At 64.3% G+C, this 20378-nt stretch carries 15 protein-coding genes; 8 read left to right on the forward strand and 7 right to left on the reverse strand.

The features are described from left to right. Window positions 1-14: 14 nt before the first annotated feature. Window positions 15-1094 carry a glucose 1-dehydrogenase gene (locus tag CP557_RS20345; protein WP_097381849.1) on the reverse strand — a complete coding sequence of 360 codons (1080 nt, stop codon included), beginning with the start codon at window positions 1092-1094 and terminating at the stop codon, window positions 15-17. A gap of 111 nt (window positions 1095-1205) precedes the next feature. On the opposite strand from CP557_RS20345, the gene CP557_RS20350 reads away from it, so the two are divergent. Together CP557_RS20350 and CP557_RS20355 are read left to right on the forward strand one after the other, a co-directional pair. Beyond that, window positions 1206-1931: a ThuA domain-containing protein gene (locus CP557_RS20350; protein ID WP_097381850.1), complete on the forward strand. Its 726-nt coding sequence runs from the start codon at window positions 1206-1208 to the stop codon at window positions 1929-1931. Window positions 1932-1996: 65 nt separating this feature from the next. Further along, a complete protein-coding gene (locus tag CP557_RS20355) occupies window positions 1997-3001 on the forward strand; it encodes a Gfo/Idh/MocA family protein (protein ID WP_097381851.1) in 1005 nt (334 codons plus the stop codon). A 182-nt stretch (window positions 3002-3183) separates the two neighbouring features. On the opposite strand, the gene CP557_RS20360 is transcribed toward CP557_RS20355, so the two are convergent. Together CP557_RS20360 and CP557_RS20365 are read right to left on the reverse strand one after the other, a co-directional pair. Then, window positions 3184-4257 carry a Gfo/Idh/MocA family oxidoreductase gene (locus tag CP557_RS20360; protein WP_097381852.1) on the reverse strand — a complete coding sequence of 358 codons (1074 nt, stop codon included), beginning with the start codon at window positions 4255-4257 and terminating at the stop codon, window positions 3184-3186. 173 nt (window positions 4258-4430) lie between these two features. Continuing rightward, entirely contained in the window at window positions 4431-5246 is an 816-nt protein-coding gene (locus CP557_RS20365; protein WP_097381853.1) for a sugar phosphate isomerase/epimerase family protein, read from the reverse strand. A 206-nt stretch (window positions 5247-5452) separates the two neighbouring features. On the opposite strand from CP557_RS20365, the gene CP557_RS20370 reads away from it, so the two are divergent. Next, window positions 5453-6553 (forward strand): Gfo/Idh/MocA family protein, encoded by a 1101-nt coding sequence (locus CP557_RS20370; RefSeq protein WP_097381854.1) that lies wholly within the window; start codon window positions 5453-5455, stop codon window positions 6551-6553. 194 nt (window positions 6554-6747) lie between these two features. On the opposite strand, the gene CP557_RS20375 is transcribed toward CP557_RS20370, so the two are convergent. Together CP557_RS20375 and CP557_RS20380 are read right to left on the reverse strand one after the other, a co-directional pair. Beyond that, window positions 6748-7416, reverse strand: coding sequence for an O-methyltransferase (locus CP557_RS20375; RefSeq protein WP_097381855.1), 669 nt, complete (start codon window positions 7414-7416; stop codon window positions 6748-6750). Between the two features lie 68 nt (window positions 7417-7484). Continuing rightward, complete coding sequence (locus tag CP557_RS20380; RefSeq protein ID WP_097381856.1) at window positions 7485-8504, reverse strand: C-terminal binding protein; 1020 nt, start codon at window positions 8502-8504, stop codon at window positions 7485-7487. 1194 nt (window positions 8505-9698) lie between these two features. Here CP557_RS20380 and CP557_RS20390 point away from each other — a divergent pair. The 5 genes from CP557_RS20390 (at window position 9699) to iolM (ending at window position 17333) form a co-directional block, all read left to right on the forward strand. Then, a complete protein-coding gene (locus CP557_RS20390) occupies window positions 9699-11198 on the forward strand; it encodes a CoA-acylating methylmalonate-semialdehyde dehydrogenase (RefSeq protein ID WP_097381858.1) in 1500 nt (499 codons plus the stop codon). 512 nt (window positions 11199-11710) lie between these two features. Next, window positions 11711-12949 (forward strand): mandelate racemase/muconate lactonizing enzyme family protein, encoded by a 1239-nt coding sequence (locus CP557_RS20395; RefSeq protein ID WP_097382063.1) that lies wholly within the window; start codon window positions 11711-11713, stop codon window positions 12947-12949. A 113-nt stretch (window positions 12950-13062) separates the two neighbouring features. After that, window positions 13063-14082 (forward strand): TIGR03557 family F420-dependent LLM class oxidoreductase, encoded by a 1020-nt coding sequence (locus CP557_RS20400; protein ID WP_097381859.1) that lies wholly within the window; start codon window positions 13063-13065, stop codon window positions 14080-14082. 232 nt (window positions 14083-14314) lie between these two features. After that, window positions 14315-16057, forward strand: a complete 1743-nt coding sequence (locus tag CP557_RS20405) for a thiamine pyrophosphate-binding protein (RefSeq protein WP_097381860.1) — start codon at window positions 14315-14317, stop codon at window positions 16055-16057. 121 nt (window positions 16058-16178) lie between these two features. After that, window positions 16179-17333, forward strand: coding sequence for a scyllo-inosose 3-dehydrogenase (iolM, locus tag CP557_RS20410; RefSeq protein ID WP_097381861.1), 1155 nt, complete (start codon window positions 16179-16181; stop codon window positions 17331-17333). Window positions 17334-17682: 349 nt separating this feature from the next. Here iolM and CP557_RS20420 read toward each other — a convergent pair whose 3' ends face one another. Both CP557_RS20420 and CP557_RS20425 read right to left on the reverse strand, forming a co-directional pair. Continuing rightward, window positions 17683-18492, reverse strand: coding sequence for an aldo/keto reductase (locus CP557_RS20420; RefSeq protein ID WP_097381863.1), 810 nt, complete (start codon window positions 18490-18492; stop codon window positions 17683-17685). A 1025-nt stretch (window positions 18493-19517) separates the two neighbouring features. Next, entirely contained in the window at window positions 19518-20321 is an 804-nt protein-coding gene (locus tag CP557_RS20425; protein ID WP_097381864.1) for an N-acyl homoserine lactonase family protein, read from the reverse strand. Window positions 20322-20378: the final 57 nt, after the last annotated feature.

Below are 20378 nucleotides of genomic sequence, written 5' to 3' on the forward strand. Positions count from 1 at the left end.
GCGCGCTCTCACCCTCAGTTCACCTCCCGATCGAACGCGACGACCGACTTCAGCGTCTCGGGGGAGTCGGCGAACGCCTCCTCGAGCCCGTCGAGCCCGTACCGTCCGGTGACGAGCGAATCGAGTACGGATTCGGGGACCTCGGCGAGCCACTCCGCCGCCGCCTCGAAGTGCGGTTTGCGAGAGTTGACGACGCCGAGCAGCGCCTTGTTGCTGACAACGAGTTCGGAGTGTAACTCACCGCAGTCGATGTCGAACGAGGCCGACCCCCCGGGGATCCCTTGCACGGTCGCGACGCCGTTCGGGGCCAGTGCGTGGACCGCGTCGACGGCGTGTTTCGGGTACCCCGTCGTCTCGAAGACGTAATCGGCCGGCGCGTGTTCCGCCGTGAAGTCGGCGACGGAGACCTCGCGGGAATCGACGTACGTGCCGCCGACCGTTTCGATGAAGTCGATCGTTCGGTCCGGCCGGTCACGCCGTCCGAGACAGTACGTCCGAGCGAACTCTTCGCCCGTCTCGAGGCGGGCGAGTGCGAGCAGTCCCAGGTTCCCGTTCCCGAACACGAACGCGCTCTCGGGTCGCCAGTCGAACGCCGACCGTGCGGTAAACGTCTGGTCGAGGGACTTCTCGAGGATACTCGTCGGTTCGACGAAAAACCCGTACGCAGCGCGGGACTCGGGAACGGAGACGAGGTACTCCGGTTCGCTCGTGAAGTACTCCGCCATGTACCCGTGCATCCCCATGATTCCGCGCTCGTGGAACGTTCCCGGGGGTGCCATGTCGAGTTCACCGTTCCGAGCGAACCGGGACCCCTCGTCGACCGGACGGCGAACCAGCGGGGTGACGATTTCGCCGTCCGTCAGTTCGGTTCCGTTCGCGTCTTCGACGACGCCGACCGCTTCGTGCCCGATGATGAGGTGATCGTCGCCTTCGGGAACGTCGCCACCGATTTCGCCGGCGGCGATCCGTCTGTCCGAGCCGTCGATCCCGACCGCGAGCGTTCGAATCAGTGCTTCACCGTCGTCGGGTGACGGTGTGTCCGTCTCGATGACGCGTAGCTCCGGCCCGTCCGGAAAGAGTGCGACAGCCTCCATGTACGCTCGGTAGTTTCCCCGGGCCGTATATATGGTTTCCCCCGACCGTGAGGTCTCGAACGAGCCGGATCGATACGTAGGTTTTTGATTCCCCGTTTCATCCGTTCGCGTATGGTGTCCGTTACCATTTGGAACGAGTATCGACACGAGCGAGAAGACGGCCCCGCAAAGGACGTCTATCCCGACGGCATTCATCACGCGCTCGCCGACGCCCTCTCGGCGTACGGCCACACCGTTCGGACCGCGACGCTCGACGACCCGGAGCACGGGCTGACCGAAGCCGTCCTCGACGAGACGGAGGTGCTGGTCTGGTGGGGCCATCTCCACCACGACGAGGTCGCGGACGATGTCGTCGGGCGCATCAAACGACGGGTACTCGACGGGATGGGATTCGTGCCGCTTCACTCCAGCCACGAGTCGAAACCGTTCGCGGCGCTCATGGGGACGAGCGGAACGCTTCGGTGGCGGGAGACCGGCGAGAAAGAACGGGTCTGGGTCGTCGAGCCGTCCCATCCCGTGGTCGACGGCATCGACGAGTCCGTCGAGATTCCGGAGGCCGAGATGTACGGCGAGCGCTTCGACGTGCCCGCGCCGGACACGCTCGTGACGATCAGCTGGTTCGAAGGGGGAGAAGTGTTTCGAAGCGGCTGTTGTTACCGCCGCGGGAACGGGAAGATCTTCTACTTCCGTCCCGGTCACGAGACGTTCCCGGTGTACCATCAACCCGAGGTCCGCCGGATCCTTCACAATGCGGTCGAATGGGCCCAGCCCGCCGATACGCCGCCGTCACGTACCGAAACCGAACACGTCACTGACCCGCTCGAACCCCTCGAGTAATCCCGTCCGCGTTCCCGACCGCGTCCAGCGGTACGCTTATTCGTGTGCATCGGAACCGTTCTCTCATGTGCTATCAGATGGCAGTCCTCGGTACTGGCGGGCTCGGAACGATGCTCGGCACGCAGATCAGACGCCAGCCCGACGCGGCGCTCGTCGCGCTGAGCGACGTCAGCGACGAGAGCAGGCGGAAAGCGGGCGAGACCCTCGACGTTCCCGCGGACGCGAGGTACGAGACGCTCGCGGAACTCCTCGCGGAAGAGGCCCTCGATGCGCTCGTCATCGCCACCCCCCATACGCTCCACTACGAGCAACTCCTCGCCACCCTCGATCGGGACTGTCACGTCCTCTGTGAAAAGCCGCTGGTGACCGACCTCGAGGAGGCGCGGGACCTCGTTCACCGGGCTGACGACACGGAACAGGTGGTGATGGTCGGCTATCAGCGCCACGTCGAACCCGAGTACCGCTACGCCAAACGGCGATGGGAACCCGATGGTTCGGCCCCTTCGTTCATCAGCGCGGAGATCGTCGAGGGATGGGTCGACCCGAACGTCGGCACGTGGCGGATGGAACCGTCGCTCAGCGGCGGCGGGTTCATTTACGATACCGGGAATCACGTGGTCGACGCCGTGTTGTGGACGACCGGATTAACGCCGGCGACCGTTCGGGCGGAGATGGACTTCGAGCGTGAGGGAGTCGACAGCCGCGCCACCGTAACCATCGAGTTCGAGGGCGGGCAGACGGCGCATTTGTCGTTTCACGCCGACACGCCACGGGTTGCCGAACGATTACAGGGCTGGGACGAACGGGGCGGCATCCGAATCGAGGGCCGCGAGTGGGGGCGTCGCTCGATCACCGAAATCGACGAGGACGGTTCCGAATCCGAGCCCTACATCGGCGAACGCGACTCCGCGTACGAGAACCCGCGGTCGAAACTCGACGCCTTCGTAGCTGCGATCGAGGGCGACGAACCGGTGCCGGCGACGCCGCGGGACGCGCTTCGCGCCACGGCAGTCACGGAAGCGGCCTACGAGTCGGCGCGGACGGACGACCCGGTCGACGTCGATCTCTAATACGGCCGCGGGAGCGATGCCCGCCGCCCACGGTGGTGGACGCGTTCACTGAACCGAAAGCGTCCCACTCGAGACAGGAGTTCTCGCTTCGCTCCCGGTAACGGAGACGCGAACGACTCCCCACGTGCTCCGGACGTTGCGACCCTCGATTACTGCAGAACGGACGGTCCGAACGGGGGTCGTTATCGCGGCGTCTCTCCGCGATACGTTCGGAAGATATCGACGATCACCTGGAGGTCGTCGCGCGCCTCGGCGAACGTCGTCCTGACCTCGGCATCGGCTTCGACGCAGCCAACGAAGTATTCGAGTTCGCGTTTGAAACTCTCCTCGTAGGAGGGCGTGTGGACCGTTTCCGAGAGCTCCTCGATTCCCTGCTTGACTCGAAGCTCGGTCGGCGTGTTCTTGATGAACGGGTTCGAGAAGTCCAGCGTCACTTCCCCGTCCGGGCCGTCGACGCGGATGTACTCCTCGAACCACTTGCGGTCCGAGTCGCCGGTCTCTAGCACGCAGCGGACGTCGTCCTCGTAGGTGAGGTGTGCCGTCGCGTACCGCCCGTCGGCGAAGATGTCCACGTGATCGATCGTTTCGACGTCGCCGAACAGCCCGCGCAGCGCGTTGATGTCGTGACAGACGTGTTCGAGCTGAAAGTCGTACGCGTCGGCCAGCCACTCGTCGTCCGTGCCGATGGCCGATTCGATCGCGGCCTGGCGCTCCGCGATGCTCTCCGAGATCAGGTCCTCGGGCGGATTCCCGTCGACCAGGTCGTACACCTCGTTGACGATCCGGTAGTGATCGGGATCGACGTCGTAGGCGGTGACGAGGTCGATCTCTTCCAGGCCGTCGATGGCCGACTGCGCCCGTTCGTACGACGGGTCGTACCGTTTCATGTAGGCGACCATCGCCGTCGCGTCGGACGCGTCGTCGGCTTCGACCATCCGCTCTGCGTCCTCGAGGGACGCCGCGAGTGGTTTCTCGACAAGCGTGTCGATGTCAGCTTCGAGCGCGTCGACCGCGATGTCGGCGTGCGTGTGCGACGGTGTGAGAACGACGACCGCGTCGAGGTCGTCTCCAAGGTCCTCGAGGAGCGCCTCGTGGTCCGTGTACACGTTCGATACGTTGTACCTGTCGGCGAGCGTTTGTGCTCTGTCTTCGGCCGCATCGACGAACGCACAGAGCTCCGTCTCGGGAATCTCCGCCAGGTAGGGGATGTGCATGACCTGCGCGACTAGTCCACAGCCGACGACTCCAACTTGCATAGTGGAACTGTTTTCGGGGTCTCTGTTATAACTTCCGGTGAACCGATCCCTCCGTCTCCGGCGACGGAGCGGTCCTCGAGGCGCTCTTCGGAGCCACTCCGTCGGAGCGCAGTCGGCGTCGCGAAGACGGAGCCTTCCTCGGGCGACTCTCTTCCTCGAAAATGCGATCGCGGTTACGAGTTCCGAACGGTCGACCAGTAGTCGTAGTTCTGCTTGGCGTGGACGAGCGGTCGCTCCGTTTGATTCTCGATTTCGACGGTGTAGTGCCCCTCGTATCCCGCAGCCGAGAGCGTTTCGAAGACGGCATCGAAATCGAGGATTCCCGCTCCGAGGTCGCAGAACGACCGGAAGTAGTTGATGACGTTGTCCAGGTGGAAATCGGCGTTCGTGAGCGCATCGCGGTTCGCTGCGAATTCCTTGACCGGATCGACGTCTTTGAGGTGGACGTAGGCGATGTCGTCGGCGAACCGGTCGATCCCGTCCGTCACGTCCCCCTCGGGGTAGTTACTGCCGTAGGGATAGTAGTGAGCGGTGTCGAACAGGAGCTCCAGCCCATCGACGGCGTCGAGGTAGTGGCGCATCTCGTCGGGCTGCTCGACGGCCGTCGCGCCGTGGTGGTGGACGAGTGGCCGCACCCCGGCCTCGACGGCCGCGTCACTGATCCGTGACAGCCATCGTTCGACGGTGTCGCTGTCGTGTCGGCCCCGCTGTGGCGGCAACAGCCCGACGAACTCGGCGCCGAGATCGGCCACCATCGGGATGTTGTCGACCGTCCGCTGGACCGCCTCCTCGCTTTCGATCCACTCGCTCATCGCGAGATAGAGCTCCAGATCGTACTCCTCGAGCCACTGACCGACGGTTTCAGCTCCGTTCGCGCGGATCTTGTCGATCTTGAGCTCGACGCCGTCGTACTGGCAGGCGGCGATATCGCCGAACGCTTCTTCGATCGATTCCGCACCGTACATGATCGCGACATACCCGGTACCCATGTTTCCCCACCTCGCACCACACTGAGAAATAGTTTTTGGGACGGCCCGGCGACCCCGGAAGACGGGGTCATCGATCAGGTACCTTTTTGACGGCTCTCCAGAAATCCCTGAGCGGACATGGCAGTAGATTCGAGCCACACCGTCTCATCCCTTCACCCGCATCGATCGCGCGGCAGCGAGAGCGATTCGCGAGATCCCGCCCGCCGATGACCTACGACATCGGGTTCATTGGCTACGGCCTGATGGGAACCGCACACGCGAACGCGCTCGCGAGACTCCCGATGTTCTTTCCGGATGCGCCGGCCTCGAACAGGCACATCATCGCGGGTCGCGACGAACCGGCGCTGGAAGCCGCGGCTGATCGGTACGGGTTCGACCGAACGACGACCGACTGGCGCGAGGCGGTCGCCGACGCCGACGTGGTCTACAATCTGACGCCGAACACCCTCCACCCGGAGCCCTCGATCGAAGCACTCGAGACCGATACGCACGTTCTCTGCGAGAAACCCCTCGCCGCGACGCTCGAGGGGGCCGACCGAATGGTGGCGGCCGCCGAGACGACGGACGCGGTGGCCGGCTGTGCGTTCAATTATCGGTACGTTCCGGCGTTGGTGGCGATTCGCAACCTCGTGGCCGATGGCGTTATCGGCGATATCCGTCACTTCCGCGGACAGTATCTGCAAGACTTTCAGGCGGATCCCGAGGACCCGTGGATCTGGCGCAACGACGCCGACGTCGCGGGATACGGTACCGTCGGTGACGTCGGGGCACACACGCTGGACCTCGCACGGTGGCTCGTCGGCGATATCGACAGGGTCGCGGGGACGCTCACGCGGTTCGCCGACGAGCGACCGGTTCCGGAAACCGGCGATCGGTCGCCGGTTACCACCGACGACAGTTATGGCGCACTGTTGGAGTTCGCGAACGGTGCGCAGGGCGTTCTCGAGGGGTCTCGGATGGCGACGGGACACAAGAATACGAACGCGATCGAACTCATCGGCTCGAAGGGGGCGGTCCGATACGACGTCGAACGGTTCAACGAATTCGAACTGCAACGCGAACACGACCGTGGCTTCCAGCGGATAAGCGCGACCGAGTCCAGCGATCCGTACATGGACGCGTGGTGGCCCGCGGGGCACGGTATCGGCTGGGAACACACGTTCGTCCACGAAAACTACGAATTCCTCTCCGCGATCGACGAGGGGTCGTCCTATGCTCCCGACTTCGCCGACGCGTATGCCGTCCAGGAAGTCGTCGACGCGATCGTGGAGAGCGACCGATCCGGAACGTGGGTAACGGTGCCATAGACGATGGCACCACCGCGGTCGAGCCAGTCGTTCGGTACCGACGTCGCTGCCGGGCACTCCCCGCAACCAGTCCCGACCCTGGGTGACCGGCGCGGTCGCCCCTTTTCGAGCGACACGTTTTCACGGACTCCGGTGTTCGAGACGACCGACGCATCGGGCTCCGGCCCGGTCCGGGCGTCGGTCCGTTCCCGGATTCACTCGAGTCGCACGCTCACCGAAATCCCCTCCCCTAGCGGGAGGACGACGGTCTCGAAGTCCGGCGCCCTCCGGACTGCGCGGAGATACTCGCCGATACCGTTGGTGTCCCGGTCGACGTCGCCGGGGTTCTCGTCGCGGACGAGCGCGAGCAACGACTCGAGATCGACCTCGTCGGCGCCGATGACGTTGTCCGCGATCAGTACGCCGCCGGGCGACAGGTCGTTCCGAACCGCCTCGAACGCCTCCAGGTACCGGTCGTTCTGGTGGTCGAGCAACACCGCGTCGAACGGTCCGTCGTAGCGATCGATCGTCTCGAGGGCATCCCCGAGTTCGTAGCGGGCCACGTCGTCGAAGCCACCGCGAGCCATGAACGTCCGGGCGTCCTCGAGGTCGTTCTCGTTCACTTCGGTCAGCACGATCTCTCCGTCGGCGGGCAACGCGCCCGCGAACCAGTACGCCGAGTAGCCGTATCCGGACCCGAACTCGAAGATTCGTCGCGCGTCGATCAGTCGAGCGATGAGCCGCAGCGCGCCTCCGACATCGGGTCCGACGGCGGGGAACTGTCGCCGACGGGCGTAAGTGGCCATCTCCTCGAGTACCGCGTCTTCATCGGGTGCCGTCGTCCGGACGAATCGTTCGATCTCGGCTGCCAGAACGTGTCCCATGCTGGATGGATGCTTCTGTTACCGCTTAATTGTATGCAAAGGGGCTATCAGCCGTCGAATACGATCGCTCAGTCCGTGCGTTGGTGTGGCTCGGCGACGGCACTCAGGGGCGGTTCGCCGTTCAGAACGCGGCGAACGTCGCGGGCCGCTTTTCGTCGCCGTTCGTCGTTCGCCTCCTGTGAAAACCACGCGACGTGGGGCGTGAGAACCACGTTGTCGAACTCGCGGAGCGGACTCGTAAACGGTGGGAAGTCCCCGCCCTGGCTCGACGGTTCCTCGTCGAACACGTCGAGCCCGGCACCGGCGATCTCCCCTTCCCGAAGGGCAGTCACGAGGTCGCTCTCGACGACGAGACCGCCACGAGCGACGTTGATGAGAACCGCCGTTTCTTTCATTCGTTCGAACGCGGCGGTGTCCATCATCCCTCGCGTCTCCTCGACGAGTGGTGTGTGTAACGAGACGGCGTCCGCGACGTCCAGTACCTCCTCGAGGGCTGCTTTCTCGACGTTCGCCTGCTCCATCCGTTCCGCATCGACGTACGGATCGGACGCGACGACGTCCATTCCGAACGCGGCGGCTTTCTCCGCCACGAGTCGTGCGATCGTTCCGAATCCGACGAGTCCCAACGTCTGTCCACGGAGTCGGTGAATCCGCGGCGTCGTAACGTCCTGCGCCCACACCCCGTCTTTCATGGCGGTATCGTACGCCGTGAGGGTCCGCTCGAGGGAGAGCAACAGCAACATCGTGTGCTCGGAGACCTCGTCCTGGCAGTATTCCGGCACGTTGACGACGTACATCCCCCGCTCGGCGGCGCGATCGGTATCGATTCCGTCGACGCCGATACCACAGCGAGCGACGACCGCACACTGCTCGAGCGCGTCGATCACGTCGGCCGTGTACGGCGCTGCGAGCAGTCTGTCGAGGACGGCGTCGACGTCGGCCAGTTCCGCGATCAGGTCCTCGGTCGTTTCGATGTCGACCGGTCGGAGGGTCACGTCGGTTCCCCTGAACACCTCTCGTTCGACGCTGAGGTCGAACGCGCTCCCTGCGGTAACGCCGACGGTCGCGTCTCCAGAGCCTCGGGTCATACTGTCCGTGCCCCTCGGTGATCCACCTCAAAATAAGTTTCTACGTCTCCCCCGTCACCGCCGGACGGGAGCGCCCCGATCGAGTACCGACTCGGCCGCTGAGACGGATTCGGTTTACTGGCTCCTTTCGGCCGAGACCGACGAGGTGCGTTTGAGAGATGCAAACGGCTTCCGTCGGAAGCGAGGCGACGCGTTTCGCCGAATGCGATCCGCCGCGCGCGTTCGACGAACTAGTTACATGCATACCAATGTAAATTGATGGGTGCCAGCGGTCGCTGATACGGAGTCGATCCACGGAACCCGACGAGCTAAATGGCCCGTAAGACGCCTCTACGGTCGGAATATCCGGGAACAGCGTCGGTTCCTCACTGGGCGATTTCGAGTGCCCTACTACCCCGTTTGAGAGTCACAAACGAGGGTAAAACTCGGCTGACTGCACGTCGATTTGTTCCCGTAGCGCGCACGCGCGAAGAACACATGTCGATGAGAACAGTCGATGAGAAGAAGCCGGAACGCCCTTTCGCTCCCGGCCGACGCGATCCGAACTGCTCCGATGGGTAGTTCGTCGGCCACGACGGCCGTCTGGGGACGCTTCTCGGTCCGGGTTCGATCTCGTGGGGACCGAACCGGTACTCGTTCTCGACGACGCGTTCGGTCTCGAGTCGCGTCGTCGGACGGCGGCGACTCGTTTCGTCGATCGACCGACCCCGGCCGTGATTCCTGCAATCGCGTGCTGTCGCGTTCGTGGGGGTTGTGCCGGGCCTTCGAGCGTGGTTTCTCGTCGTCACCGCATTAGTCGTCCGTTCCAACGATGCTGTTCGACTCCCATCGACGGCATGCACGGAGAACAGCGTTCGACGTGCGGGTAGGCCACCCGTCTCGAGACGTGCTCCCGGAATCGCTGCTCGGGCGCGAGTTGCGGGAGAACGACCTCGGGTATCGCTTCGTCGATCACGAACGGCCAGTCGAACCGATATACGCCGAATTGCGGGCCATGCGTTTCTCCGGTCATGACTCGCAGACGGACATTCGGTTTGAAACGGTCAAACGGAACGGGACGCCCCTGTCGCCGGATCACACGGCCGGGCGGTGGCGTTCCGGAGCGGATCGAACACGGCGCTCGCAGCCCGATGGCGTCAGCCGCGTCGGAACGAACGTAACGTATTTGTGCGCCTGCCTCGACGAATAACTCGTATGTCCGAGCAACAGGAGCACGTTGCGTCACCAGCGATCCGTGACCATGTCGACAACTACGTCGGCGGCCAGTGGACCACGCCGTCGGGCGGTGACTCTCAACCGGTCGTCGATCCCGCGACCGGGGACGAACTCGCAACGGTCGAGTTTTCGACGGCCGAGACCGTCGACGAGGCCGTTCGGACCGCCGACGAGGCGTTCGAGGACTGGCGACGGACCCCCGTCGTCGACCGCGTCCAGTACCTCTTCGAGCTGAAAACCGAACTCGAGGCGCGGGTCGACGAGATCGCGACCGCGCTCTCCCACGAACACGGGAAGACCCTCGCGGAGGCACGCGGGGAGGTCCACCGCGGCATCGAGAACGTCGACGTCGCCTGCGGGATGCCCAACATGCTGCGCGAGGGCAGCGGCAACGTCGAAGACATCGCCTCGGGGATGGACGAGTACGCCGTCCGCCAGCCCCTGGGGGTCTTCGCGGCCATTACTCCGTTCAACTTCCCCGCGATGATCCCGCTGTGGTTCCTTCCCTACGCCGTCGCGACCGGGAACACGTTCGTTCTCAAACCCAGCGAGAAGGTTCCGCTGAGCTCGCAACTCATCTTCGAGGCGATCGACGCCGTCGACTTCCCCGACGGCGTCGTCAACCTGGTCAACGGCGGCGTCGAGACCGTCAACACGCTGCTCGAACACGACGACGTCGCCGGCGTCTCCTTCGTCGGCAGTTCCCCCGTCGCCAAGCACGTCTACGAGACGGCCGCCCGGCACGGCAAACGCGTCCAGGCCCAGGGCGGTGCCAAGAACTACGCCGTCGTCACCGAACACGCTGCCCTCGAGGAGTCGGTGCCAAACGTCATCGACTCGGTCTACGGCAACGCCGGCCAGCGCTGTCTGGCCAACGACGTCGTCGTCGGCGTCGGCGACGTCACCGAAGAGCTTCGCGAACGGCTGATCGACGCCGCCGAGGACCTGACCGTCGGCGCCGGGATCGACGAGGAGACCGATGTCGGCCCCCTGATTACGGCCGACTCGCGCGAGCGCGTCCTCGAGTTGATCGACAACGCCCTCGAGGAGGGGGCCGAACTCGTGCTCGACGGCCGGGAGTTCGAACACCCCGACGAGGACCTGAACGGTCACTTCCTGGGTCCGACGATCCTCGACGGTGTGACGACCGACATGGAGATCGCCCAGGAGGAGATCTTCGGCCCGGTGTTGTGTCTCGCGTCGGCCGACGACCTCGACGAGGCGATCGAGATGGTGAACTCGACGAAGTACGGCAACGCGTCGTCGATCTACACCGAAGCCGGAGGGGAGGCCCGCCAGTACAAGTACGAAGTCGACGCGGGGAACATCGGCATCAACGTCGGCGTCTGTGCGCCGATGGGCTTTTTCCACTTCGGCGGCCGGAAGGCGTCGTTCTTCGGCGACCTCCACGCCCAGGGCGAGGACGCGGTCGGCTTCTACACCGAGAAGACCGTCCAGATCGAACGCTGGTATAGCTAACGCCTCGAGGGTCCCGACACGCAGAAACTGCCCGCGGCGGAACCCGCCCGGTTCGTCGGGACGTACCGCGCACGGACTCCCGCGTTCGGTGACCGCTCTCATCGCCGCTGCGGGAGTCATCCCCTTTCGAATACCGCGAACGGAGCCCGATGCTCGATCTATGGCCCAGTCGATCGCTCCGTCTCGGACCCGCTGGCCCGATGCGGACCGTTTCTCAGTTACCGGAAACTATAACACGCGTCTCCGCAATCCCATTGATAATGCGACTCGCACTCGGCGGCTGTGACTCGAGCGTCCCGGCACCGCGTCACAGCCCTGTAACGGTTCGGCGCGAGTTGCACTGCTCCATACCGGCCACACGGAGTGAGGCCGACACGATGCCCGTTGGCGCGTCGGTCCGGACGTACGGCCGGGGTATCGCGGCCGCGGTCCGCGATTCCAGGAATCGAACCGTTCGAACTGAGACGGACGGACGACTGCGCGATCGAACACACTGACATTTGAAACAGATCATGTACGAGGACTTCGCTTCCACGCTCGCAGCAACGATGTGGACCGACTTCGACGAGACGCCCGCACGAGACGGCCCGACGGCCGAAATAACCGACATCGATTCGTTCGTCATCGACGGCAACTTCCCGTGGACGATCGTCACCCTCGAGACCGATCAGGGCGTGACGGGGATCGGCGAGGCCTACCCCTCACCCGGCGTCCACGAGATCGTCACGGACTACCTCCGCCCCGTGCTCGTCGGCGAGAACCCGCTCGACGTCGAACGGCTCTACAACCTCATGCGCGGGAGCCTCTCGGGCCGTGGCTCGCAGTGGGGCGTCGGGACGATCGCCATCAGCGGCGTCGAGATCGCGCTCTGGGACGCTGCCGGGAAGCTCCTCGATCAGCCGATCTACCAGCTGCTCGGTGGGAAAACCCGCGAGGAAGTCCGGGTCTACGCCGACTGTCACGCCGGGGAAGCGATGGTCTCCTCGGCCGAAGAGGGACAGGAAGAGGCGACCTACGAACCCGAGGCGTACGCACAGGCCGCGCGGTTGGCCGTCGACGACGGCTTCGACGCCGTCAAATTCGATCTCGACGTCCCCTCCGGCCGGGACATCGACACGCTCTCGAGGCACTTCGACCCGCCGGAGATCGAGCACAAGCGATCCATCGTCGAGGCCGTCACCGAGGAGGTCGGCGACGACGCCGAGGTCGCGGTCGATCTTCACTGGAACTTCAGTCCCGAAACCGCCGAGCGGCTCTGTCGTGCCATCGAGCCCTACGACCTCGCCTGGGTCGAGGATCCGCTCCCGCCCGAGAACACGGACGCGATGCGGGAACTGAAACGGTCGACGGACGTGACGCTGCTGACCGGCGAAAACCGCTACGGTCGCCACGGCTTCCGCGACCTGATCGAGGAGCAAGCGGTCGACTTCCTCGCACCCGACGTCCCGAAGACAGGCGGGATCGCCGAGACGAAGAAAATCGCGGACATGGCCGAGGCGTACTATCAGGCGCTCATTCCCCACAACATCGGGAGCCCGGTCGCGACCGTCGCGACCGCCCACGTCGGCGCGACGGTCCCGAACTTCGTCGCCCTCGAGTACCACGCTCGCGAGGTGCCATGGTGGGAGGATCTCGTCGCGCGAGACGAGCCCCTCATCCAGAACGGCCGGCTCACGGTCCCCGACGGGCCGGGGCTGGGGATCGAACTCGACTGGGATGCCGTCGAGGAACACCGAAAGACGCGGTCCTGACGCGATCACTGCACTCCGAGCGGCGATTCGCGGCTGCTTTTCCGGTGGCTACCTGTCCCGTCGGCGACCGAGCACAAAACCTAATGCGCGGTCCTTCATAGCACCACTCGACGATGGTAGAAATCGACTACATGGCTCACCAGGAGCAGTACGACCCGTCGACGCTGTTGGAGTACGGGGAACACGCCGCGGACGGGGGGTACGACACCGTCTGGACGTCGGATCACTTCCACCCGTGGTTCCACACGGACGCGGAATCGGCGTTCGCGTGGTCCTGGCTCGGAGCCGCGACGGAGCGAATCGACGGTCCGATCGGCACGTGCGTCACGCCCGCGACGGGACACTACCATCCCGGCATGATCGCACAGGCGTTCGCCACGCTTCAGCACCTCCACGACGACCGGGTGTTGCTCGGTCTCTCCACCGGCGAAGCGATGAACGAGACGCCACTCGGGTTCGACTGGCCCGAGTATCCGGAGCGTCGCGATCGACTCGAGGAGGCCATCGAGATCATCCGCGCGCTCTGGGGTGACGAGGAGTGGGTCAGCGACGCCGTTCGGGAGCGGATCGACGAGGACGGGTTCGTCGACTACGACGGTGAGCGGTTCGACCTCGACGAGGCACGGTTGTACACGATGTCCGAGGAGTCCCCGGAGCTCCACATCGCGGCCAACGGGCCGAGTACTGCTCGACTCGCGGCACGGTACGCCGACGGGTTCATCACCGTCAAGAAAGGCGAGGAGTACACCGACCGCCTCTACCCCGCGATCCGCCGGTACGCCGAGGAGGAAGGGAACGATCCGGACGCGATCGAAACGACGCTCCTCGTGACCGCGTCGTATCACCCCGACTACGAACGCGCTCTCGAGGCCACCCGACCGTGGTGGGCGACGACCCAGAACGTCTTCGACCGGGCAATGGCAAACCCGAGGGATATCGAGGCGGAAGGGGAGAAGGCAACTCGCGAAGAGATCGAACAGAAGTTCCTGATCGCCGACGATCCCTCGATGATCGCGGCCCAACTCGAGGAGTACGCCGAGATGGGATTCGATCGGATCGCGGTCGGCAACACCAGCCCGGAACCCGACCGCCTGTTCGAGGTGATGAACGACGAGGTCATTCCGTCGCTGTAATACGGGCTGCCGTCACTGTACCCCGGTCCAGCCCCGACCCGCGTCCGACCGGGCCGGCATTGACTGACGGGAGTCCGTCCGAGTACCGGCCAGTCTCGATCCCTGGAGTAGCCACGAGCGTCCTGCTCCACGCGAGGGACCACGACCGCTCCGTGATGTCGGTCTGTCAGCGCCCCATCAGACCGACATGCGAGGGCGAATATTTATGGCACACCGTGGTAATCCATTGAGTATGCCCACGCTTACTGGTGGCGAGATCATCGCCAAGTACCTGGAAAAAGAGGGCGTAGAGTATCTGGTCGGCATTCCCGGGCACGGGAGCACGAACCTCCTCGACGCGTTCAACGACTCCGACGTCGAGGTCATTCAGCCACGACACGAACAGGGTGCGACTCACCTCGCGGACGGCTACGCCCGCGCCTCGGGCGACCCGCTCGCGGTCTTCACGTCGATCGGGCCGGGTGCGACGAACACCGTGACGGGCGCGGCGACGGCGTACGTCGACTCGATTCCGATGGTCATCTTCACCGGCGCGCCCCAGACCCACGAGTACGGAGAGGGTATCCTGCAGGAACTCGACCGGCAGAAACCGGGCGACTTCCCGAGCGTGATGGAGCCCGTGACGAAGCGCAGCTTCGTCGTTCGAGACGTCGAACGCCTCCCGCGGATCCTCCGGCGCGCGTTTCAGATCGCCGTGACGGGCCGCCCCGGTCCCGTCCACGTCGACGTTCCGATGGACGTCCAGGGGGCCGCTGCGGACGTCGAGATCCCCGACCCCGAGGAGACGCGAACGCACAGTCGACCGGGCGGCGACCCCGAATCGGTCTCCGAAGCCGCGGACCTGCTCGCCGACGCCGATCGGCCCGTGATCGTCCCCGGCGGTGGCTGTATGCTCGGCGAGGCCTGGGACGAAGTCCAGGCGCTGGCCGAACATCTGAAGGCACCCGTCATTCCGACCTTTCAGGCCAAGGGGATCATTCCGGAGGATCACGAACTCTTCGTCGGGTACGCAGGCTGGATCGGATCGTCGGCCGGGAACGAACTCGCGAGCAACGCGGACGTCGTGCTCGCGATCGGCTGTCGGTTCTCCGACCTGCATACCTCCTCGTTCGAACAGGGCGTCAGCTTCGAGATCCCGCCGAGCAAGCTGATCCACGTCGACATCGACAACACGGAGATCGGCAAGAACTACCCCGTCGAGGTCGGCATTCTCGGGGACGCCAAGGTCGTCACCGATCAACTCCACGACGCGGTTACCGACCGCGTCGACGAAGTACCGATCGACGGGAACGATTACTACGACGAGATCCAGCGGCTGTGGGCCGACTGGCAGGAACAGGTCGAACAGCGTCACACCGACGACGTCCCGATGAGCATTTCCCGCGCGCTCGCGAGTCTCCGCGAGGCGCTGCCCCGCGAGGGGATGATCGTCTCGAGCGCCGGGCAGCCCCAGGAGATAACGAACCCCGAGTTCCCCGTCTACGATCCGCAGACGAACATCTCCTGTGGCGGGTTCTCGACGATGGGCTTTGGCGTGTCCGCCGCGATCGGCGCGAAACTCGCCGAACCCGACCGGCCGGTCGTCGACATCGAGGGCGACGGCAGCTTCCTGATGTGCAATCAGGAGGTCGCCTGTGCGGTCGAACACGACATCGATGTCACCTGGCTCGTGGTCAACAACAACGGCTGGAAGTCGATCCGCAATTTACAGGTCGACAAGTACGGCTGGGATCGCGTCCTCGACACGGAGTTCGACAGGGAGAACGATGTCGACTTCGTGAAGATGGCCGAGGCGTTTAGCATCGGCTTTACCGACCGCGTGGTCAAACCCGAAAACCTCACCGCGACGCTCGAGGAGGCCATCGAGTACGACGGGCCCGCGCTCGTCGAGGCGGTCGTCGAGCCGGACAACCCCGACTCCGGTGCGATCATCACCGGCGAGTGGGACCTCGCTGACCTCGAGACGGACGACTGACCGCGGTATCGCGTCGACGGGGGCAACGAGTCGGTCGTTCCCGCTTGCAACGCGCTTTTCGGCCGTATCCGTGTGGACGTGCTCCGATATCGTTATATCGGATACCAGTAAACCCCATGGTATGCGATCACTCGTAGTAGACGCTGAGTGGGACCCTCGGCCGGAGTACGACGTGTCGGACGACGAACGTGAATCGAAGAAGGCGATGAACGCCTCACGAGTGTGGCGAAACCCCGAACTACGGGTCACCGAACGGGAACGGCCGACGCCCGACGACGACGAAGTACTCGTCCGTGTGCGCTATGCGGGCGTTTGCGGGAGCGACGTTTCCATGGTCGAGACGGACGAAGACGGCTACGTGCACTATTCGGCGTATCTCGGGCTGCCGAACGTGACGGGACACGAGTTCGTGGGTGAGGTCGTCGGAACGGGTACCGATGCCCAGCTGTTCGAGGCGGGCGATCTGGTCACTGCGGAGGTCACGGACTACTGTGGCCGCTGTCACATGTGCCGGCAGGGGTTCCAGGGTCACTGCGAGAACTTCGAACAGCTCGGTTTCACGATCCCCGGCGCGTTCGCTGAGTACGTCGCCGTTCCCGAGAAACTGTGCTGGGACGTCTCACCGCTTCGGGAGGCATACGAGACGGACGACGAGGCGCTTCGAGCCGCCGCGACGATCGAGCCAAGCACCATCACGTACCACGGCCTGTTCGTTCGCGCTGACGGAATCTTGCCCGGCGACCATCACGTGTATCACGGCGCCGGACCGATCGGTCTGACCGGAATGAACGTCTCCCGGGCCGCCGGCGCGGGCAACGTGATCGCGTTCGAGCCGTCCGACGAGCGCCGTGCAATCGCACGCGAACTCGGGTTCGAACACGTGTACAGTCCGATCGAGCGCGACCCGGTCGAGACGATCGACTCGATCACGGACGGGGAGGGTGCCGACGTTCACGTCGAGACCGCCGGCGCGGTCGGCCAGACGTATCCCGCAATCGAGGAGACGTTGGCGGAGGGTGCGAACGTGGTCCACATCAGCAACGCCGGTGCCGATCCCGACATCGCGCTGCGGCGGTACCAGGGCAACGGCGCGCAACTTTACGGCGCGGAGGGCCATACCGGCCAGCAGGTCTTCCCGCGAGTGATCAGGCTGATGGCTGCTGGACGCCTCGACAACCGGTCGATGATCACGTCGACGTTCGATCTCTCGGCGGCCGACGAAGCGATCCGGCGGGCCGCGGAGCGCGTCGACGGCAAAGTGCTGATCGAGATGTAGCGACGCGGCGGCCATCGACCGACGAGCACAGTGACTGGATCGACGCACCACCCGTTGCTGAATCACCGCCACGGTCGCGGACGAGATCGCGTCCGTCCACCTCGAGGACAGCGACCCGACCGTCGACTTCCAGAGGCACCTCGTATCCTTCCGCGGGGACGGTCCAGTAGGACGGCCTCTTCGTGTTCCTCGCGTCGTTCGTCGATCTCGGAAACGGAGTCATCGACTTCGGCGCCGTCGGCGAAGCGCTCGCGGAAATCGGCTCTGACGGACCGATCACGATCGAAAACGAGCACGAGCGCGAGGACGGATCCGTTCACGCCACGCGGACCATCGACACGGGACCCGGTTATTCCCACTCCATCCAGGAGGGGTCTTCGCACCGCAGACGACGGTCGATGCCGTCGATTCGTTCGATATCATCGTCGTCCAGTTCGACGTCGAGTGCGTCCCGATTGCTCCGGATGTGGTCCGACGTCTCCGACCGCGGGATCGGAACGACCCCGTCTTTCGACAGGAGCCAGGCCAGACTGACCACGGCCTCGTTCACGTCGTGTTTGTCAGCGACCGCCGAGATCGCGGGCGCGTCGAACACGTCCCCCTGCGCGATCGGCGAATACGCGACGAAGTACGCATCGCGATCCCGAACGGCCGCACGGAGATCGTCCTGTGGCAGGAACGGATGCATCTCGGCCTGGGCCGCGTATAGCGACGGCTCGAGGAGATCGTCGGCGAGTTCCAGATCGGACGGCGTGTAGTTGCTCACGCCGACGTGCTCGACGTGCCCCGCTTCGACGAGTTCGTTGAAGACCGGCAATACAGTCTCGATCTCGTCATCCCCGCGGGGCCAGTGGTGGTAGAGCAGGTCGATCGTATCGACTCCGAGCCGCGAGAGACTCTCCTCGACGCCGTTTCGAACGTACTCCGGCGTCTTTTCCGGTTCCTCGAAGTGGGCGATCTTCGTCGCGACGAACAGGTCGTCGCGATCGACGGCAGCCGTCTCGATGGCGGTTCCGACCTCGGTTTCGTTCCCGTACAGGCGAGCGGTGTCGAGGTGCCGGTACCCCGAGTCGATCGCCGTAGCGAGGGCGTCGATACCGTCCTCGCCGGTGAGGCTGTACGTCCCGAATCCAAGCCTGTAGGCTTCTCGGTCGAACATAGCGGACACAACAGGCGAGTCGGCCTTATACTTTCCCGTCTCGTGGAGCAACACCCCTGCTCTCCGAACTTGTGCGAACTGAACAACGATCGCTTGGCTCGCCGCGATATCGTTCCGCGGCCGGTCGCCGAGAACTATCGGGAGCGTCCCCACGGTCTGGGTCTCGAGCCGTCTTCCTCTCGAGGCACTTCCGAGAGGTCCGAATCGGCGGGTGACGACGGCAGCGCCGACGGTCGGTTCTCCTACTCTGTGCGACGGAGTGGCGTTCTCGCCCACGATTACGGCTGTCCTCCGGATCGATTCTTTCGTGGTCGGGCGATCGTATCGCTGGCCGCGACGAGGTGTTTGATGCGATCGAACTGTACGGCGCAGTCGAGGCGATTCACTCGACCGGTGGGATGCCATCGGACACGGTCTCGGTGTGAAGCGAGCGGATCGAAGCGAGAAGTGCCCAGCCGACTAGTGGCTCACGCACCTCTCACGGATACTGGTCGAGTGGGATGGAAGGCGGGTGTACGGTGTGGACCGATGCTGCGGTCACGCCCCCCGTGGCGCTCGAAACCGTTGCTTCGCGTGGGGTATGACAAACCCGAAACGGAACGAACTGGGTGGCACGTATTCCGCCATCGCTGTGGGTAACTGGACCGATCGACAGTTGCGAATCGTTCGAGCGTGGCGTCTCCCACCTCCATGTTACCATATCACGCAGGATATATAAATTTTGGTGCTGCGGAAGGCCACGAACTCGTGTCGACGAGGTTGCGACGAGCAGGGGAGGTCGGGAGATCACTGCCGCGATTCCGATCGAAATCCGTGATCGAATATTATAACAAATAGAATGCTTTCTCGTTCCTACCGTTATACCTATGATTTCGTTCGGTTCCCTTGTCGCCGCTGACGTGATACTACCCAACCGCCTCGAGTGCACCCTCCCCATCCGACACGGATGCATCCGTGTCCTCCAAGGAGGGATGGCTCGAGCGCGATCGTCCGGGGATCCGCGTTCGGAGAGCAGTGGCGCTCGGTCAGGGGAGGCCGGCCCGAAGTTCCTCGATGTCGTCGGGGTCGTGCCCGCAGTAGACGTCGGCGTCGGTCCGACGCTCGAGTTCCTGGACGCGACGAAGACTCTCTTTCCAGTGGCGTTTGCTCCACAGTAGTTCGCCACCCATCGGGTGTTCGTCGAAGTAGTTCGCTCGCGTGTACGCCTGATCTCCGGTGAAAACGACCGTCCCGTAGCCGTCGAGGTCGACGCGCGTTCCCATCACGCCGGGTGTATGGCCCGGGAGGTGGAGCAACTCGACGTCTTCGAAGTGGGTTTCGGTGTCGCCGTGAACGATCTGCCAGTTCAAATCGTGATCGAAGTCGGCGGGAACGTACGCGCTCGAGCCGGCGTCGGTGTTGGCGCTGTAGTACGCGTATTTCATCTCGTCCTCGTGGACGTACACGGGGACGTCCGTCCCCGCGAACCGATGGAGGCTCCCGGCGTGATCGAGGTGAAGATGGGTTTGGACGACTGCATCGATGTCGTCGAGGCTGTAGCCGACCTCCTCGAGGGCGTCCGGTAGCGCGTGCTCGTCCGCATCGTAGTGTTCGAACGCCGCGTACAGTTCCGCGGGCCAGTAGCCGTCGCCGGCATCGGGATGTGAACCGGTATCCCAGAGGATCGTCGCCTCGGGGTGGTCGATGACGAGGTTGTAGACCGGCCCTTCGATCATCTCCGTGTCCGGGTTTCGGTCGACGGCCGACCCCATCGTGTGGTTCTCGATGAGGAAGTTCATGTCCGTCCGAATGTGGCCTCGATCGACGAGCGAAATGGTTGCATTGACCATGACTTTTGTTTGCATGCATCATTATTAAAATTGTCCACTGGTTGACCCCTCTCACCG

Origin of the sequence: Natrinema ejinorense (assembly GCF_002494345.1) — an archaeon.
Taxonomy (GTDB): Archaea; Halobacteriota; Halobacteria; order Halobacteriales; family Natrialbaceae; genus Natrinema; species Natrinema longum.

Bases quoted from the DNA above. Each gene is read 5' to 3' on its own strand.
- CP557_RS20350 (WP_097381850.1), top strand. From the start codon at position 1,206: ATGGTGTCCGTTACCATTTGGAACGAGTATCGACACGAGCGAGAAGAC.
- iolM (WP_097381861.1), top strand. From the start codon at position 16,179: ATGCGATCACTCGTAGTAGACGCTGAGTGGGACCCTCGGCCGGAGTAC.
- CP557_RS20345 (WP_097381849.1), bottom strand. From the start codon at position 1,094: ATGGAGGCTGTCGCACTCTTTCCGGACGGGCCGGAGCTACGCGTCATC.
- CP557_RS20370 (WP_097381854.1), top strand. From the start codon at position 5,453: ATGACCTACGACATCGGGTTCATTGGCTACGGCCTGATGGGAACCGCA.
- CP557_RS20360 (WP_097381852.1), bottom strand. From the start codon at position 4,257: ATGCAAGTTGGAGTCGTCGGCTGTGGACTAGTCGCGCAGGTCATGCAC.
- CP557_RS20405 (WP_097381860.1), top strand. From the start codon at position 14,315: ATGCCCACGCTTACTGGTGGCGAGATCATCGCCAAGTACCTGGAAAAA.
- CP557_RS20400 (WP_097381859.1), top strand. From the start codon at position 13,063: ATGGTAGAAATCGACTACATGGCTCACCAGGAGCAGTACGACCCGTCG.
- CP557_RS20390 (WP_097381858.1), top strand. From the start codon at position 9,699: ATGTCCGAGCAACAGGAGCACGTTGCGTCACCAGCGATCCGTGACCAT.
- CP557_RS20425 (WP_097381864.1), bottom strand. From the start codon at position 20,321: ATGGTCAATGCAACCATTTCGCTCGTCGATCGAGGCCACATTCGGACG.
- CP557_RS20365 (WP_097381853.1), bottom strand. From the start codon at position 5,246: ATGGGTACCGGGTATGTCGCGATCATGTACGGTGCGGAATCGATCGAA.
- CP557_RS20375 (WP_097381855.1), bottom strand. From the start codon at position 7,416: ATGGGACACGTTCTGGCAGCCGAGATCGAACGATTCGTCCGGACGACG.
- CP557_RS20420 (WP_097381863.1), bottom strand. From the start codon at position 18,492: ATGTTCGACCGAGAAGCCTACAGGCTTGGATTCGGGACGTACAGCCTC.
- CP557_RS20355 (WP_097381851.1), top strand. From the start codon at position 1,997: ATGTGCTATCAGATGGCAGTCCTCGGTACTGGCGGGCTCGGAACGATG.
- CP557_RS20380 (WP_097381856.1), bottom strand. From the start codon at position 8,504: ATGACCCGAGGCTCTGGAGACGCGACCGTCGGCGTTACCGCAGGGAGC.
- CP557_RS20395 (WP_097382063.1), top strand. From the start codon at position 11,711: ATGTACGAGGACTTCGCTTCCACGCTCGCAGCAACGATGTGGACCGAC.